At 44.5% G+C, this 16,000-nt stretch carries 18 protein-coding genes; 6 read left to right on the top strand and 12 right to left on the bottom strand.

What is annotated here, in order from left to right; all coding sequences use genetic code 11:
* The first annotated feature begins 220 nt into the window (after positions 1-220).
* On the top strand, positions 221-730 hold the full coding sequence (locus BLR82_RS06520) for a competence protein ComK (RefSeq protein WP_074598135.1): 510 nt from the start codon (positions 221-223) through the stop codon (positions 728-730).
* Here BLR82_RS06520 and BLR82_RS06515 read toward each other — a convergent pair.
* Positions 678-1,067, bottom strand: a complete 390-nt coding sequence (locus BLR82_RS06515) for a YhjD family protein (RefSeq protein WP_074598134.1) — start codon at positions 1,065-1,067, stop codon at positions 678-680. The two genes, BLR82_RS06520 and BLR82_RS06515, sit on opposite strands and share 53 nt — an antisense overlap.
* A gap of 194 nt (positions 1,068-1,261) precedes the next feature.
* Here BLR82_RS06515 and BLR82_RS06510 point away from each other — a divergent pair, with 194 nt between their 5' ends.
* Positions 1,262-1,528 carry a hypothetical protein gene (locus BLR82_RS06510; protein ID WP_139186895.1) on the top strand — a complete coding sequence of 89 codons (267 nt, stop codon included), beginning with the start codon at positions 1,262-1,264 and terminating at the stop codon, positions 1,526-1,528.
* Between the two features lie 54 nt (positions 1,529-1,582).
* Here BLR82_RS06510 and BLR82_RS06505 read toward each other — a convergent pair whose 3' ends face one another.
* From BLR82_RS06505 to BLR82_RS06495, 3 genes are all read right to left on the bottom strand, one after another.
* Positions 1,583-1,915, bottom strand: coding sequence for a YolD-like family protein (locus tag BLR82_RS06505; protein WP_074598132.1), 333 nt, complete (start codon positions 1,913-1,915; stop codon positions 1,583-1,585).
* A 2-nt stretch (positions 1,916-1,917) separates the two neighbouring features.
* A complete protein-coding gene (locus BLR82_RS06500; RefSeq protein ID WP_074598131.1) occupies positions 1,918-2,139 on the bottom strand; it encodes a WYL domain-containing protein in 222 nt (73 codons plus the stop codon).
* A 316-nt stretch (positions 2,140-2,455) separates the two neighbouring features.
* Positions 2,456-2,716 (bottom strand): hypothetical protein, encoded by a 261-nt coding sequence (locus BLR82_RS06495; protein ID WP_074598130.1) that lies wholly within the window; start codon positions 2,714-2,716, stop codon positions 2,456-2,458.
* 224 nt (positions 2,717-2,940) lie between these two features.
* Here BLR82_RS06495 and BLR82_RS06490 point away from each other — a divergent pair, with 224 nt between their 5' ends.
* The gene (locus tag BLR82_RS06490) at positions 2,941-3,555 is read left to right on the top strand and encodes a TVP38/TMEM64 family protein (protein ID WP_425440890.1); all 615 of its coding nucleotides are present in this window, start codon (positions 2,941-2,943) and stop codon (positions 3,553-3,555) included.
* A 73-nt stretch (positions 3,556-3,628) separates the two neighbouring features.
* The gene (gene lepB / locus BLR82_RS06485; RefSeq protein ID WP_074598128.1) at positions 3,629-4,171 is read left to right on the top strand and encodes a signal peptidase I; all 543 of its coding nucleotides are present in this window, start codon (positions 3,629-3,631) and stop codon (positions 4,169-4,171) included.
* Between the two features lie 376 nt (positions 4,172-4,547).
* On the opposite strand, the gene BLR82_RS06480 is transcribed toward lepB, so the two are convergent.
* Positions 4,548-5,279: a hypothetical protein gene (locus tag BLR82_RS06480; RefSeq protein ID WP_074598127.1), complete on the bottom strand. Its 732-nt coding sequence runs from the start codon at positions 5,277-5,279 to the stop codon at positions 4,548-4,550.
* A 169-nt stretch (positions 5,280-5,448) separates the two neighbouring features.
* Positions 5,449-6,579, bottom strand: a complete 1,131-nt coding sequence (locus BLR82_RS06475; RefSeq protein WP_074598126.1) for an MFS transporter — start codon at positions 6,577-6,579, stop codon at positions 5,449-5,451.
* A gap of 75 nt (positions 6,580-6,654) precedes the next feature.
* On the opposite strand from BLR82_RS06475, the gene addB reads away from it, so the two are divergent.
* Both addB and addA read left to right on the top strand, forming a co-directional pair.
* Positions 6,655-10,146, top strand: coding sequence for a helicase-exonuclease AddAB subunit AddB (gene addB, locus BLR82_RS06470; RefSeq protein ID WP_074598125.1), 3,492 nt, complete (start codon positions 6,655-6,657; stop codon positions 10,144-10,146).
* Positions 10,146-13,871 carry a helicase-exonuclease AddAB subunit AddA gene (gene addA / locus BLR82_RS06465; protein ID WP_074598124.1) on the top strand — a complete coding sequence of 1,242 codons (3,726 nt, stop codon included), beginning with the start codon at positions 10,146-10,148 and terminating at the stop codon, positions 13,869-13,871. The genes addB and addA overlap by 1 nt, the downstream gene beginning before the upstream one ends.
* A gap of 153 nt (positions 13,872-14,024) precedes the next feature.
* On the opposite strand, the gene BLR82_RS06460 is transcribed toward addA, so the two are convergent.
* From BLR82_RS06460 to BLR82_RS06435, 6 genes are all read right to left on the bottom strand, one after another.
* Positions 14,025-14,243 (bottom strand): spore germination protein, encoded by a 219-nt coding sequence (locus BLR82_RS06460; RefSeq protein WP_074598123.1) that lies wholly within the window; start codon positions 14,241-14,243, stop codon positions 14,025-14,027.
* A 29-nt stretch (positions 14,244-14,272) separates the two neighbouring features.
* Positions 14,273-14,671: a spore germination protein GerPE gene (locus BLR82_RS06455; RefSeq protein ID WP_074598122.1), complete on the bottom strand. Its 399-nt coding sequence runs from the start codon at positions 14,669-14,671 to the stop codon at positions 14,273-14,275.
* A gap of 2 nt (positions 14,672-14,673) precedes the next feature.
* Entirely contained in the window at positions 14,674-14,862 is a 189-nt protein-coding gene (locus BLR82_RS06450; protein WP_074598121.1) for a spore gernimation protein GerPD, read from the bottom strand.
* Entirely contained in the window at positions 14,859-15,422 is a 564-nt protein-coding gene (gene gerPC, locus BLR82_RS06445; protein WP_074598120.1) for a spore germination protein GerPC, read from the bottom strand. The genes BLR82_RS06450 and gerPC overlap by 4 nt, the downstream gene beginning before the upstream one ends.
* Positions 15,423-15,488: 66 nt before the next feature.
* Positions 15,489-15,695: a spore germination protein GerPB gene (locus tag BLR82_RS06440; protein ID WP_074598119.1), complete on the bottom strand. Its 207-nt coding sequence runs from the start codon at positions 15,693-15,695 to the stop codon at positions 15,489-15,491.
* Positions 15,696-15,707: 12 nt separating this feature from the next.
* Positions 15,708-15,926 carry a spore germination protein gene (locus BLR82_RS06435; RefSeq protein WP_074598118.1) on the bottom strand — a complete coding sequence of 73 codons (219 nt, stop codon included), beginning with the start codon at positions 15,924-15,926 and terminating at the stop codon, positions 15,708-15,710.
* Positions 15,927-16,000 lie beyond the last annotated feature (74 nt).

Genomic DNA, 16,000 nt, shown 5'->3' with positions numbered 1-16,000 from the left:
TTTCTCCTTTAGTGAAAGATTTAGTACCTATTGATATAGCTAGAGTATAGCAAACCTGTTCGCCGGGATTAAAACGTTTTCCATTTGAAGAAGAGAGTGTGACAAATAGCTGTATCATTTTACAAAAAATTCAATTTATTCTACCATTTTATGCAATTTTCTGGTAAATTAGGAGTAGGCCTTTCACTTGCCTAAATATTGAATGAAGGGATGGTAGTCAATGATGTATGAAACACATTACGAAGTAACTCCGCTTACCCTTGCCGTCATTGGAGGGGACAAAGGAAACAGGTTTTCCTCCCGGGTCCTGGAAGAAGAAGAAGTGATCCAGGTGAAACAGCCGGCAAGCAAAATCATCGACCTTGCCTGTAAGTTCTTTGGGAGCAGCCTGCGGGGCAGGCAGGAAGGGACCAAAGATATCTGCAACATTACACACAAAGTACCTGTCTCCATTGATCCCTCGAGCGGTATGTATTTTTTCCCCACGGCTTCTCCTAATAGCCCTCAATGCTCGTGGATTGCCCACTCGCATATTGATCGAATCAGCAAGGCAGCGAATCAATCCACCGAAATCATCTTCAAAAATGGAAATTCCATTACACTCCCTGTTTCTCACGGCATCATTTTGAATCAAATTCAAAGGACGGCGCAATTCCGTTACTTGCTCGATCACCGGATTAAGTATTTGTGGAAGAATAATGCTGATGTGGTTGCTGAGCCTTTTGTATAAGTTCCCGTAGAATGGTTTCCACTTTTTTTCGAATAGCAGGATTAAAATAGTTTCTTTTTTCCTCTCGTCCCTGACAGATAAATAAAAAGGAAGAGAAGGAATCATTTTTATTTAAAGACACGACCTGCAGCTGTTCATTCGCCATACGGCTCCGAAGCTGTCGGCGTTCTGCTACAGCTTCCTGCTCCATTTTGCCAAGCAGGTCTGTGTAAGGTTCTTTGATTTTGAAACTGCCTGTTTGAATGCTTTGCAGATCCTTTTGGATGACCACAATGGCCATGGAAAGAAATAGAAAACGGGAAGCAACGGAAAGTTGTTCTTCGCTGAGATAACGCACAATTACTCCTCCTTAACGAACGTATGTTCTATTATACCCTAAACCGATCGATTCTAAAACCAAACCTGTGAAAAAAGAATACTGGTAAATAAAGTGAGGCGGTGAAAGGCCGGAACACGAAGCAGGTCAAAAGGACATCGGCATGGGCTGTTATTTTTTCAGTATTTCGGATACCCTATGATTGGGTGATAAAAATGAAAGCAACCGAATTGGAAAGCAAGCGTTTTGACAAAGCGCTTGATGAGATTCTCGATTTATTCAACAACTTGGAAAACGATGCACCGATCATTGATTTCGGGCAGGATGTCCTCGATAATATTGCACGAGCCAAAAAGAAATATGGAGATAAAATGGTGGACGAAAAGATAAATACAGTAGTAAGGGAAATGCTTTCCTGGCTCGAGCTGGATGATGTGAAACTGGAGGAAGAGGAGAATGAACAGGATGACGGTGAATCCTAAAAAAGCTTAAATGCGTCAAATGTAGTCGGCTCCTTTCCCCGGCAAGCCTATTTTTTATCCAATTATTTCCACATCTACGATGGCTTCGACGGGAAGAAATTCGAGACCGTCGTGGTTTTCGATTTCAAGTTTACCCATTCCCGCTCCTTTTATGAAACCTTCCAGCATTTCGATTCGCTGTGCTTCATAAAAGTAAAGGGAAACCTTTTGTTTGCACTCGATCGCCTGCATGATTGTTCGCTGCATTTCCTCTAATTTGTCACTGCTGAGAAGCGGTTTTTCAACGTCTTTTTCTGATTCATACCACTGATTGAGCATTTCTACATGCTCGGGCAGCATGAGGGAAGTCCATTTAATGGTTCCCCGGTCCTGATGTTTGCCTTGCATGACTATGCCCCCCGACGCCGCAGTTTTTTAGCCGGATGAACGGCCAAAATGTTTTCCAGGCGAAAAGTCCTGACTTGCTTGCGGTAAAAGCAGTAAGCCACCACCTGTTCTTCTTTAACCTGGAGAATTCGGACTATGCGTTGTGACAGCTGTCCGTTTTTAGCCTGATAAATCATTTCTACCTTTGTTTTATTGTCTTGGGCCAAGTGAAGCATAGTTTTCATTTATTTCACTCCTGTAAGGGAACGTTTGTTCTTATTATATGCAGAATACGATTATTTTACAACCAAATAAACCCTGGTAATTTATACCTACCTGTCGGGGTAGGGTGACTGCCATTCTGCCTAAACCACAAATACTGCCTTTACGGGGAACAAACGGCTGCTACAGGAATCAAGAAAACGAAAAAATCCAGCTTCTAAGAATAAAATGCGGGATAAGCAACAAATAGGTTGAACATCAACCCCTCTATACGGCCCATAATTAGGAACAGGCAAAAATAAAAGGTACCGCCTCTCACGGAAGAAAGGCGGTACCATATTAGAAGGGAAAATAGAAAAAAATCAGAAACAAGGCAATAGCAATCAAAAAAGTTGCTCCATAAATGATACTTAGCAAGGGCACATTTTCCTTCATCGAGCGCTTTTCATAGTCCATCGAACGACCGAGTTCCTGTTCGTGCCGATTTTCGGCCTTTTCATAAACCTTCGCTTTGTCTGACTCCGACTTTGCTAATCGCAATGTTATAATAAGGGCAGCGATACAGACAATAAAAGCTGAAATCATCAAAAAAACATACATGTTATCCCTCCTGAAATGGTTGGCTGTCCCTATTATCTGTTTTTATTAGAAGAAAAACAACGGGAGAAAGTGACACAGGGTATGTCCTTTAACAGAAAAAGACAGCGGGCTGGGCAATTTTCCTTGTTTACATTACAATTAAAATAGGGAAACTGGTTAGTAAGCAGTACATAACTCAAGTGCGGGTGCGAGGAGAATAGAACTTGTACATATTTGACATAGATATCAATGAACTTAGAGAATTAATTGAAAGTAATAGATTCGATGACTTGCTGATGCAGCTATTGAAAACGTATGAAGGTCTTGGACCGCTGCCGGGCATTTTACTGCCTTTCATTGAGGCTTTTCTGCCATTTTTGCCGCTGGTCGTTTTTGTGCTTGCCAATGCAGCGGCATACGGATTGCTCGAAGGCTTTTTGTTTTCCTGGATCGGTGCCAGTGCTGGGGCGTTGTGTGTGTTTATGCTTGTGCGCAAACTTGGAAATAAACGTTTTTTTATTTGGCTGCGGAAAAACAAGCAAGTGGAGCGGGTGACCGAATGGCTGGAACGACATGGATTTGGTCCGTTGTTTTTACTAATGTGCTTTCCGTTTTCGCCGTCTTCTGTCATCAATATCGTCGCAGCGTTATCTAAGGTCAGCTTTCAACAATTCGTCCTTGCCGTGCTATTGGGAAAGACGGTGATGATTTTTACGATTGCCTACGTGGGAGACAGTATTGTTTCCTTTGCTCAGAATCCGGTCAAGACAATCGTCGTTGGAGTTTGTATCCTGTTGTTTTGGATATTCGGTAAATTTTTAGAGCAGCGGCTGCAAAGAAAGGCCAGGGAACGTGGGTAGCTTTTAAATAGAGGATTAATATTTTTTCTGAAGGGTAAAATATGGATAGAAACAGCACCTGGAGGAAAAGACGATGAAAAGAATAAATTATTGGAAAGTATTACGGACGGTAGTAATTGCAGGAATACTGGCAGTGCTTTTCCGTTCGTATTTATTTGCTAGTTATGTTGTGGACGGAAAATCGATGGAGCCTACCCTATATGATGAAAACTTGATCATGGTGAACAAGATGGCCTATGACCTGCACAATATCAACCGGTTTGATGTGATTGTCTTTCACGCTAATGAAAAAGAAGATTACGTGAAACGAGTAATCGGTACACCGGGAGATACAATCGAGTATAAGAATGACCGTTTATATCTGAACGGAGAGCCGGTCGAGGAAGAATATTTAGAACCGTTTAAGAAGGATGATGGCAAACCGCTGACGGAGGATTTTTCACTGGATGGAGTCACAGGTCAGAGTGAAGTACCAGAGGGGAAACTGTTTGTCATGGGAGATAACAGACGGGAAAGCCTGGACAGCAGGTATTTCGGATTTGTTTCCCAAGACGAGGTGGTCGGAAAAGTTGATGTGAGATATTGGCCGATTTCACAATTAGGTGTTAGTTTTTAAAAAACTTTTCGCACGCTTGTTGCTTCTCAATCTTACAGTGATACAAAATGCAACTTAGTGAAACCTGAGAAGCTAGTTCTATATTTATTGTAAAGTGCTTAGGCTCGCTTCGGCAGAATATTACGCTTTCCGCGGGCAACGCTCAGCCGCGGGAGAAGCAAAGAACGATTCTTCCGGGGTCTTCGGACACGGAAAGCATAGTGTATTTCCGCAGCACCGTAATAACAAGTGATTGTAATAAAAAGAAGCTACGGACAAAAGCATAGCAACCAAATAAAGACCGAACGATAATGGGATTCGTTCGGTCTTTATATATTTAATAACCTGCCTTAGCAAAAGGTAAATCCTTTTAACCTTCTCATATGTGCTACGTTAATCAAATGATCAACAACAGCAGTGTGTAGCTGGCAACACCGGTCAAAAAAGCACCGAAGCTGCTTTGTCTTTCTTCTGGAAGCTCTTCTTTTAAAATATTGAGAATGACACCGCCGGCAAGAAAAGCCGTTAAAAAGGAAACAATGAACGGCTTCACCTCATACAAACTTCCTACTACCCAGCCTACCAGCACTGCCACGCTCAGCAGCCAACGGCCGTATTTATCATAATCCCTTTCGTGGCGCTCGCGAAGACTGAAATCATTTATGATAAAATGGACAGCCAGCGCCAGAAAGTAAAAAACCATTCCCGTCACATCGGCAAATTCCTCGGTAATCAATAAATAGCCAATAATCGCATTATAAAAAAAGAAGGAACCAATATGGATCCAAAAAACTCCCGAATTGGTCTTACCCGGACCAGCAGCGTTATTTTTCCGTTTAGACACTTTCACCATCCGTTCCAGTCCATAAAAAAGTGTCAGCCCTACAAGGGCCACCAGGTAAATATGGGATTCCAGAAAAGATAAACCCTCTGTAGTCAATGTCTCTTCGACAGCCTGCTGGTGTTCATTAAGATCGGGCAATAGATGAATGAACACATATGCGACAGCTATGCCGCCGGAAATGGACAGAAATCTGCTCCTCGGTACATTGTTCAGGAACAATAATTTATCGGAAAATAGATGAATCAAAACAAAGCACAAAGCAAACAAGAAACTCATCCAGAACATGTAAATACTTCCTCCTTTCCTGACTCTTTCGTTATTCCCTGTTCGGTAAAGGATTATCCAGGCTTTTTCTAAAGAAGAAAGCTTGTCCGGTTTCTGGTCAGGCCGCTATTTAATTGAATAAAACGAACATTTGTTCTATGATGAGGGATAGAAATAGCAAGGGGCTGTTTTAGTCAGGCAGCACCCTTGCAAAAATAGTCAATCCGGTAAACAGTAATGGAATCAGCAGTAATACTACAGAAAAACCGAGAATTGGAGCCAGAGCGGATCCCATCGTAGCACCAGAAAGAAGGGTAAATGAGTAAATCGCAACAGCACTTGTTCCGGCGGTTGCATGCCGTCCTACCAGGAGTACAACCATGGGGATGGTCAACGATGTGGATATAATCATGAAAAAGGAAGCAATTGCAATGGTTCCTACATTTAAATGAACAGCCGCTGGAAGAAAACCAGCTGCCATAATCGCCAAATGCAATCGCAGTACACGTTTGACTCTGAATTTTTTCAAAACAATGCTTGTGAAAAAAGAAGGGAGAATCCCGATTAAGCTGATCGCGCGGAACAACTGCAGCGGAATCGGAAATTCTGGCCAGCTGGTATAAAGATAGATTTCAAAAGCCCCATAGAACAGCATGATCGGAAACAACAGGAAAAATGCGATCAGGTAAAGGCTGCGGACAATGCGGTTGCGCAAGCATGATAAAATAGAAGCAGTGAGCTTCTTTAACTGCAGGCCGTTTGCTTTGGCAGACGGTTGCAAGGTAAACAATAAAAAAATAAAACAGGAAAGATAAAATACACTGAAGGCAATGAAGACACTGGAAACAGAAAAAGTATCGGCGAATGCCGCTGATACAATTTGACCGAATACACCGGCAAAAAGGAATCCGGTATTGATCAGAGCGATCGCTAATCCCTGCAGGGAGGGGGCAAAGCTGCGAAAACAATACCCGAATGCCAAGGGTGCGAAACTTGCAGCAAGCAGCCCTTGTATTACACGCAATAATAAAATAGATTCGATCGTGTCGGCCAGGGCGATGGCCGCAGTTACTAGTGTCAATACAGCCATACCGGTCAACATGATCCGGCTTAAAGGCAGCTGATCGGCTAAAAATCCGAAAAATAGAAGACCGAATGCGTATGCCAGGATAAAGAAGGAGCTCGTCAAAGAAGCATTCCCGATTGATACGTTGTAGGTTTCAGACAGCAGTGGATGCAAGGGAATCATTACATACAAACTACTTGCGACAAAAACAGCACAATAAATCAAGGCGGCCGCGCTGATAGTTTGCTTGGCCATTCTGCCGCCTCCTTTTCGATAGACTAGTGTACTATATGTTTCAGGGATAATTTTGTGAAAAAGGAGAGAGTAACAATGGGTGTCCGGTTTATATTAGGAAAAGCAGGGGCTGGAAAAAGCAATCACTGCCTACAGGAAATAGAAGGAAAATTGAACGAAGATCCAAAAGGGCCGCCTCTTTTGTATATTGTGCCGGACCAAATGACCTTTCAGCAGGAATATGCGCTACTGAAGAGAGACTCGGTTAATGGGAGTATCAGAGGGCAGGTATTCAGCTTTTCACGTTTGTCCTGGCGGGTTTTTCAGGAGACCGGAGGAGGCACTAGGAAGTTTATCAGTTCTACGGGTGTCCAAATGATGCTTCGAAAAATCACCGAGGAACGGAAATCCGATTGGAATGTGTTCCAAAAAGCGATAGAAAAGCAAGGCTTCATGGAACAATTGGAACAGATGATCACCGAGTTCAAGCGGTACCGGATTTCCCCAGAAGCACTTGCCGGACAAATCGTTAACATGGATCGCTTCACTCATAAGTACCCCGGGGAGACGGCATTGCGTAATAAGCTGGAAGATTTGAGTTATATTTATGACCGGCTTGTCGATGCGTTGCGGGATCAATATATTGATAGTGAAGATCAGTTGCAGCTGTTGGCGGAAAAAATAGAAGAGGCTTCATCCCTTGAAGATGCGGAAGTGTATATTGATGGATTTCATCATTTCACTCCACAGGAAATGCAGGTTGTCCAAGCCTTGATGAAAAAAACCAAACAGGTGACAATCACTCTGGCCATTGACGGACCAGCTGATGAAGAAGCGTCTGAATTGGATTTGTTCTGTCTTCCGACCGAAACCTATCATGCTATCCGGGATACTGCAAAGGAAAACGGTATCCCGGTCGATGAAATCCGGCATCTTGGGCAGGAAGATGGACGGTTTGCCAACAGGCCGTATTTTTCTCATTTGGAGAAGTACTTTGATAAACGACCGGCGCCTGAATACCCGGGCTATGTGCCGATTCAACTGGCACAGGCTGTCCATCCGCGCGCAGAAGTAGAAGGAGCGGCACAGGAAATCCTGCGTATTGTCCGGGAGGAAGGCTACCGGTATAAAGATATTGCTGTTCTGATCCGCCAGACAGAGGTTTATCATGATTTGATCGACACCGTTTTCGAAGATTACGGTATCCCTGTGTTTATCGATGAAAAACGGACGATGATGAATCATCCGCTGTTGGAGCTTATCCGTTCTGCACTTGATGTAGTCGAAGGAAACTGGCGTTATGATGCGGTATTCCGTCTTCTGAAAACGGGCTTTATCCCTGCATCTGACAGGGAATATCCTCTAACAGAAGATGCGATTGATGAGCTGGAAAATTATGTTTTGGAATATGGCATCCGTGGCAGAGACCGCTGGTTCAGTGACCAGGAGTGGAAATTTCAGCGTTTTAGGGGATTTGACCAGGCATCGCAAACAGATAAAGAACGGGAAATCCAGACGAGAATCAACCGCTATCGCCGCCAAGTAGTCCAGGTTCTTCAACCGTTTGATGAACAAGTCAGGGAGGCGGCTACTGTCATGGAGCGAGCGAGTATCATTTTTGAATGGCTGGAAAAGCTCCAAGTACCTCGCCAACTGGAAGAAGTTCGCGCCGAATTGGACGAGCAGGGGCGAAACGAGCAAGGGCGCGAACAGGAACAAGTATGGGATGGAGTCATTCAGCTTCTTGATGAAATGGTAGAAATTATCGGGGAGGAACGTTTGTCTTTACAAGTGTTCCGTACTACCCTGGAATCCGGTTTTGAATCGCTCAAGTTTGCGCACGTACCACCAAGTATGGATCATGTAGTTACCGGCACAATCGACCGGTCGCGGATCAGCGGCATTAAGTGTGCCTTTTTACTAGGGGTCAACGAAGGGGTCTGGCCGATGAAGCCGGCGGCAGACGGAATGATTTCGGAAGAGGAACGGGAATTGCTTGCTGAACAGGGAATCCGTTTGGCTGATGGAAGCAAACGCCAGCTACTGGATGACTGGTTTTATGTCTATCTTGCTTTCACATGTGCCCGGGACAAGCTTTGGATCAGTTATCCACTCAGCGATGAGGAAGGAAAATCCAAAGTGCCATCCCAACTGATTAACCGTATCGAGGATTTATTTCCAGCCTGTTGCGATCAACTGCTGCTTCAGGATCCGGAAGAACTGATGGAAGCGGACAGATTCATTTCTACGCCGATAAAGACAAGGTCTGCACTGACAGCACAGCTGGCACGGAATTTGCGAGGCTATCCGATTCATGACATCTGGTGGAATGTATTGAACTGGTATATAGAGCATGAGCAGAAGGATGGCACTGCTTATACCATTCTGCAAAGTCTGTTTTATAAAAATACGCCAACAAACTTAAAAGAGGAAACAGCCAAGCAATTGTATCCGCGTGAAGTGAAAGCGAGTGTCTCCCGTCTGGAAATGTATTACCGCTGTTCCTATCAGCATTTTGCCAAGTACAGTCTTGGGTTGGAAGAACGCCGCACTTATAAACTTGACGCTCCGGATATCGGGCAGCTTTTCCATGAGGCATTAAAGAAAATCACGGAATGGATTCAACAGGAAGGCAGGAATTTTTCCGACTTACAACGGGACGAAACCAACAAGTATGCAAGCCGGGCGGTACAAAATCTCGCTCCCGTTCTGCAGCATCAAATTTTGCACAGTTCGAACCGGTACCAGTATATTCAGCATAAGCTTCAGGAGATTATCGCCAGAGCGGCTTTCGTTTTAAGTGAACAGGCAAGGCAAAGTAAATTTTCTCCCATCGGATTGGAGCTCGGATTCGGTCCCAACCAGGAGCTGCCGCCGATTACGATCGACCTGCCGAATGGTTTCGAACTGATGTTGCGAGGAAGGATCGACAGGGTCGACAAGGCATTGGAACAGGAAAATTTGCTTTTGCGGATTATCGATTATAAATCAAGCTCCAAAGGATTGAATCTCGTAGAAGTTTATTACGGTCTTGCCTTGCAAATGCTGTCTTATCTGGACGTGATTTTATCCCACTCGGAGCAGTGGCTCGGTGCCAAGGCAAGCCCAGCCGGCGTATTGTACTTTCATGTCCATAACCCAATGATTTCCGGCACTAAACGACTGGATGATCTGGATATCGAACAGGAGATTTTTAAGAAATTCAAAATGCAGGGACTGCTGTTGGAGGACGAACAAATTGTTAAAATGATGGATACAGGGCTTGACAGTGGAATGAGTCAAATAGTTCCGGCCGGATTGAAGAAAAATGGAGACTTCCGCAAAGGTTCTAATACTGCAGGACAGGAAGCTTTCGATCAATTGCGTCATTATATCCGCGACCTGATGGTACAGGCAGGAACGGATATTACCGATGGCGGTGTACATCTCAATCCGTATCAACAGAAGCAGCAAGTGGCCTGCACTTACTGTCCGTTTAAATCGGTTTGCCAGTTTGATCCGACGCTGCACGAAAATAATTATCGCAGATTGAAGGATATGAAGGACGAAGAAATTCTCAATTTGATTGCCAGGAAGGAGGAGGACTGATGCCGCAATGGACCAAAGAACAGGAAGAAGCAATTTACGCAGCTGGAAGTGATATTCTGGTCGCGGCAGCTGCCGGATCTGGTAAAACGGCAGTCCTTGTAGAAAGAATCATTCAAAAACTGTTAAATAAGGAAAATCCGGTGGATATCGATTCCCTTCTGGTTGTAACCTTCACCAATGCAGCAGCCCAGGAGATGCGGAATCGTGTAGGCGCAGCACTGGAAGAAGCTTTGCAGAGCAACCCGGAATCTCTCCACTTGAAAAAGCAATTGTCGTTGCTGCAACGGGCGTCGATATCGACGTTGCATTCCTTTTGTATGGACGTAGTCAGACAGCACGCTTATATGCTGGACATTGACCCTGGTTTCCGTATCGCCGATGATATCGAAGGAGATATGATCAGACAGGAAGTCCTGGAAGAAATGTTTGAGGAATGGTATGGAAAAGATGGAGAAGAACAAAAAGCATTTTTTTCAGTGGTGGACAGGTTTTCCAATGACCGCAGTGATTTGGAAGTGGAAGAACTGATTCTTAAATTATATGATTTTGCCACACAGAATCCATGGCCGGATGCATGGCTGGATCAAATGGCCGCTATGTACGATGTGAATGAAGAGGCAGGTGAAGAATCACTTCCCTGGCTGTCTATTCTAAAGCGGGAAGTGAACAGCCAGCTGGATGCCATGCAGCATGAAGCAAAGTCCGCTCTTGACTTAACCAGAGATAACGATGGTCCCTACCACTATGGGGAAACGATTGATACTGATTTGGAAATGATCCAGCAGGCGAAGGCATCGCTGCATGCCTCTTGGGAAAAACTTCAGCAATTTTTCAAAGAAAGCAAGTTTCAAACGCTGTCCAGAAAAAAGACGGACTGTGCAGAAGAGAAAAAGGATAAAGTGAAGGAGTTGCGAAGCAGCTATAAAAAACGTTGGAATGACTTGGCTGAAGACTGGTTTTCCCGGAGCATGGATGCCTATTTAGCAGACATGAAAGGACTGCATCCAACCGTCGTTCAGCTTACTTCGCTCGTCAAGGAATTCAAGCGGCGCTATACGCAACTGAAAAAGGAAAAAGCGATCGTCGATTTTTCCGACTTAGAGCATTATTGCCTGCAAGTATTACTGGATGACACATCGACTCCGGAAAAGCCTGTCCCTTCCAGCGTTGCCGGAAATCTACGCAACAACTTTACGGAAGTAATGGTCGATGAGTATCAGGATACAAACTTGGTACAGGAAACGTTGCTTTCGCTGATTACCGATCAGGAAGGCACAGGGAACATGTTCATGGTCGGAGACGTCAAGCAAAGCATTTACCGATTCCGGCATGCCGAACCATCCTTGTTTTTGAATAAATATAAGCGATATGCAGATGAAGCAATCCCGGGGCGACGTATCGATCTGGCCAGGAACTTTCGAAGCCGGGAGCAAGTATTGTCGGCGGCCAACTATATTTTCCGTCAGCTTCTAAGTGAAGACGTCGGTGAAATGGAATACGAACCAGAGGCAGAACTGATTTACGCCAACCGTATTTATGATGAACTACAGCTTGGTGACACAAATGCAGAACTTCATATCATCGATCGGGAAAACCAGGAAGAACGCCAACAGGAAGAAACAGGAGAAGAAAATTTCCAAGATTTAGAAAAGGCGCAGCTGGAGGCACGCGCATATGCACGGATGATAAAAAAATGGATCGGTGATGAACAAAACCCGCCAATGAAGGTAGTTGATAAGGCAAGTGGAACCCAGCGAGACATCCAATACCGGGATATGGTGATTCTGATGCGGTCGATGACGTGGGCACCAACGATAACCGAGGAATTAAAGCAACAGGGAATCCCGGTTTATGCAGAACTTTCAACCGGTTATCTTGAAGCGATTGAAATCAAAATCATGATCAGTTTGTTGAAAGTGATTGATAATCCGAGACAGGACATTCCACTTGCTTCGGTACTACGATCCCCGATTGTCGGTCTTGATGAGGAAGACTTGGCGGAAATCCGTCTGGCGAAAAAACAGGCAGCATATTATGATGCCTTACAGTCGTTCATCGCCTCTTCAGCCAATAATAGAAAAGCAGAGAAAGTTCGCTTGTTCATCAACCAGTTAAAGGATTGGAGACTAAGGGCACGCCAAGGTGCATTGTCTGAGTTAATCTGGCAGATTTATCGGGAATCAGGCTATTATGATTTTGTCGGCGGGATTCCTGGCGGAAGACAACGCCAGGCGAACTTGCGTGCATTATATGATCGGGCGCGCACCTATGAAAATACTTCCTTCCGTGGGTTGTTCCGCTTTTTACGATTTATTGAGAGAATGGAAGAACGCGGCGACGATTTAGGTGCAGCCAGAGCGCTCGGTGAGCAAGAGGATGTTGTGCGGTTGATGACCATCCATAAAAGCAAGGGATTGGAATTCCCGGTTGTTATTCTCGGAGCAATGGATAAACAATTCAACCAGCAGGATTTGAAGCAAAAATATTTGCTGCACAAAGATCTTGGTTTCGGCAGTAAGTATATTGATCCTGACAAACGCATCATGTATCCGACGCTTGCTTATCATGCCTTGAAAAAAGAGAAGCAGCGGGAAATGCTTGCAGAGGAAATGCGCGTGCTGTATGTAGCCCTGACCAGGGCGAAAGAAAAGTTGGTAATGGTCGGTAATGTGGCATCCTTTGAAAAGAAGCAGGAAAAGTGGCAGCAAATCATTGATCATCCCGAATGGGTTCTGCCTTCCCATTTCCGTTTGGAAACCCAAAGCTATCTCGACTGGGTCGGTCCAGCTCTGATCAGGCATGATGCCAATCAACCGCTCCGCAATGTAGAAGTAAGCGTCCAAGTTCCAGAGTCAATTCGGTGTGACAATTCCGATTGGCAGGTCCAGTTGTTACATGGCAGTGAATTCACCAATCTGGATGCATTGGAAGCAGTGGAACAGGAAAAAATCAAAACATCTGTACAAGAATGGAAGTCGCTTCCCGATACCAAGCCAGAATTGGATAACAAAGTGGCTGCCCGTTTATCGTTTGTTTATCCAAACAGGAATGCAGCCTTTTACCGAGCCAAACAAACCGTGACAGAGTTGAAGCGCCAGCGGGAAATAAAAGACGAGTATAGTAGCGATCAGCTTGTCCAGCGTTATCAGGCGCCGATCATCAGGCGGCCGCGCTTTATGCAGCAGGAAAAGCGATTGACAGCTGCCGAAAAAGGGAGCGCCATGCATGCCGTCATGCAACATCTGCCATTTGATCGTAACTGGCAAAAAGCCGCGCTTGTTGAATTTGTCCAGGGACTGGTAACCAAAGAGATACTAACTCAGGAAGAGGCCGATGTCATTGATAGTACAGCTATTGAGCGGTTCTTTACGACAGAAATAGGCAGAATGGCTATTGAAGCAGAAGAAGTAACACGGGAGGTTCCGTTCAGTTTATCTATTAATGCAAAAGAAGTATATGCAGATTGGCTGGAAGAAACAGAGGAACAGGTACTTGTTCAAGGGGTGATAGATTGTATCATCCCGGACGGTGATGGATGGATCATCATCGATTACAAAACAGACAGCATTGACGGAGACATTACCCCCGAACTACAGCAAAAACTATTATCGCGCTATCAGGTACAGCTTGATTTATATGCACGGGCACTAGAACAAATTTGGAAGCAGCCAGTCACGAAAAAATATTTGTATTTCTTTGATGGGCCGCTGCTAATAGAAGTATAACCGGTTGCTTGACGTTCAGCCGGAAAATGGATAAACCGGTTCGCTATCTTGGCGAACCGGTTTTTCAACTTCGTTCAAAAATCACTAAGTGGGTAACATGTCCGCATCCGAATTTGCCCAAATGGATTATGGTTTGAAAAGGAAGTGACCGCTTTAAGCGTTTGCGGAAACGTTTTGGTCTGCAACGTCGGGGTCAGCCGTATTTGTGGCACTCAAACCGCTGTTCGTATTGATGAAGTCACCAGTATTAAAAGAACCGGAGCCGGAACTTACTTTGGAATTGCTTTTAGGGGAAAGATAAAAGCTGTCACCAAAGTTGATGACCCCTCCATCTATACTGTTGATCTTGATTGGTCCAACTATCGACGGCATTATATGACACCTTCTTTTATTTGCATTTATTACAGTGTATTGTTAGGGGTGCTGTTCTGTTCCTCATTTAGAATACGGATATGTTTTATCCGTGCTTCGGCATCCAATAGATTCAAACTTCCTATTTGTAAAGTGGAAGATGCAGCTATCCCGAGCACACTGATATTTCCCACGGAGATTTTCGGGTAATGATGAATGGTTGTCTGTCTGATGGGGGGAACAGGAGGCAGGGCCGAAGGTTGTTTGCTGAATACGGGAAAATCAGCAAACTCAACTGGCACTTCTCCTTTTTCGGTTATACCTTCCTCCTGAACAGCAATGGCCAGCATCCTCGGGCGTAGCCTATTCACATCTCCAATCTCAAACATGGAGCTCCGTGACATAGAATCGACGTAAATCGTATCCACGTAGGAAGATCGTTGCAACATTGCTATCTTTCCTCGATAGAGCGGCTCAACGGAACAAGTGAACCAACGATATAAGATTCTGGCGGTGTGTCAAAAAAGGAACTTAAATTTATTTTCTCATTGTCCCCGACCAGGAGTGTCGAGGAAGAAGAGACAGCGGTAACTTCGATATTACCAACGTGTAAATCCCAGTTGTGTACAGTGAAATTCATTCGGGAAAATCTCCTTTTTGAAAAAATTGATGAAGGGAGTGCTTAATTTCCTGCCAAACATTGTCTCGAATGGACGTAGCGTCAGGAGAATCTCCTTCCCTATTTTCTAAATAGTAAGCTGCCCGATTCGGCAGTTGTTGTTTTATATCCTGAATCAGTATGTCACGTTGTTTAGGTGAAAGCGGGCGTTGATATTGGTTGGATAGTTCTTCTAATAGTTTCGGCGCCTCGGATGTGACAAGACGATCAAGTCCTGCCACAATTTGTTGGCGTGGAGGACCTGAATAAGGTTGAAGACCGGTTGTCTGTTGCTGATTGACTGCAAAATCTTCAATGGAGTCCAAACCTTCAGGATTTATACCAATATTCAACGTTCCATCAAGGCGTTCAATTTTCAATTGATCAAAGTGGTAGTCGATTCTTTCGACATTTGGCTGGTTGTTTTTTTGGTTTTTCTCCAATTCGGCCACCCTTGCTTCCAGTTCTTGCAGTCGTTGATCCTGGTTTTGGATATATTGCTGCAGCTGGTTGATGTATGTTTGCCAGTAGTGTGGATGCATCGCTGGAAAACTCCTTTCTGGGTGAAGACCTAAAATTAAAGTATGCAAAAAAGTGAAAATAGTTCATTAACTTGTAGGTGCGAGCGGGACGAGTGGTTCCTGTTCAGAGAGTGCTTCTGCTTCTTCGGCAAGCTCGGTATACCCACCGGTATTGTATAGCTCTGAACTTGCTCTTATGATGCCCGCACTGCCGATTTGCAGAATCGATGAGTTGGAGACGCTGTTCACTCTCAAAGTATGGATGCAAATAGACTGATGAACGGTCAAATGCACAGTGATTCCCCCTTATGGGCCGACATTCGGCTGATCAAGTACGTCATCATCCTGAAAGTTTGTTACAGAATTTTGCAGTTGAATTTGGATGCCGTTTCCGGTGTTGAATGAGCCGCCGCCTGCAAATGTTTTAGAGGTCGAATACGGATTGATGGCGTAGACGTCCCCAATATTGAATATGCTCGATGAAGATACCGTGTTGACTTTTACCGCTCCAACTACCGCAGGCATAGCACGATTCCTCCTTTCTAATAATTTATGAAAACGGAAAAAAACTGTTCGACTGTCCGGGAATTTTGCATGGT

This window comes from Sediminibacillus halophilus (assembly GCF_900103695.1).
Lineage (GTDB): Bacteria > Bacillota > Bacilli > Bacillales > Amphibacillaceae > Sediminibacillus > Sediminibacillus halophilus.
Note: the sequence above shows the minus strand (reverse complement) of the source record. Positions and strands in the feature narration are given on the sequence as shown.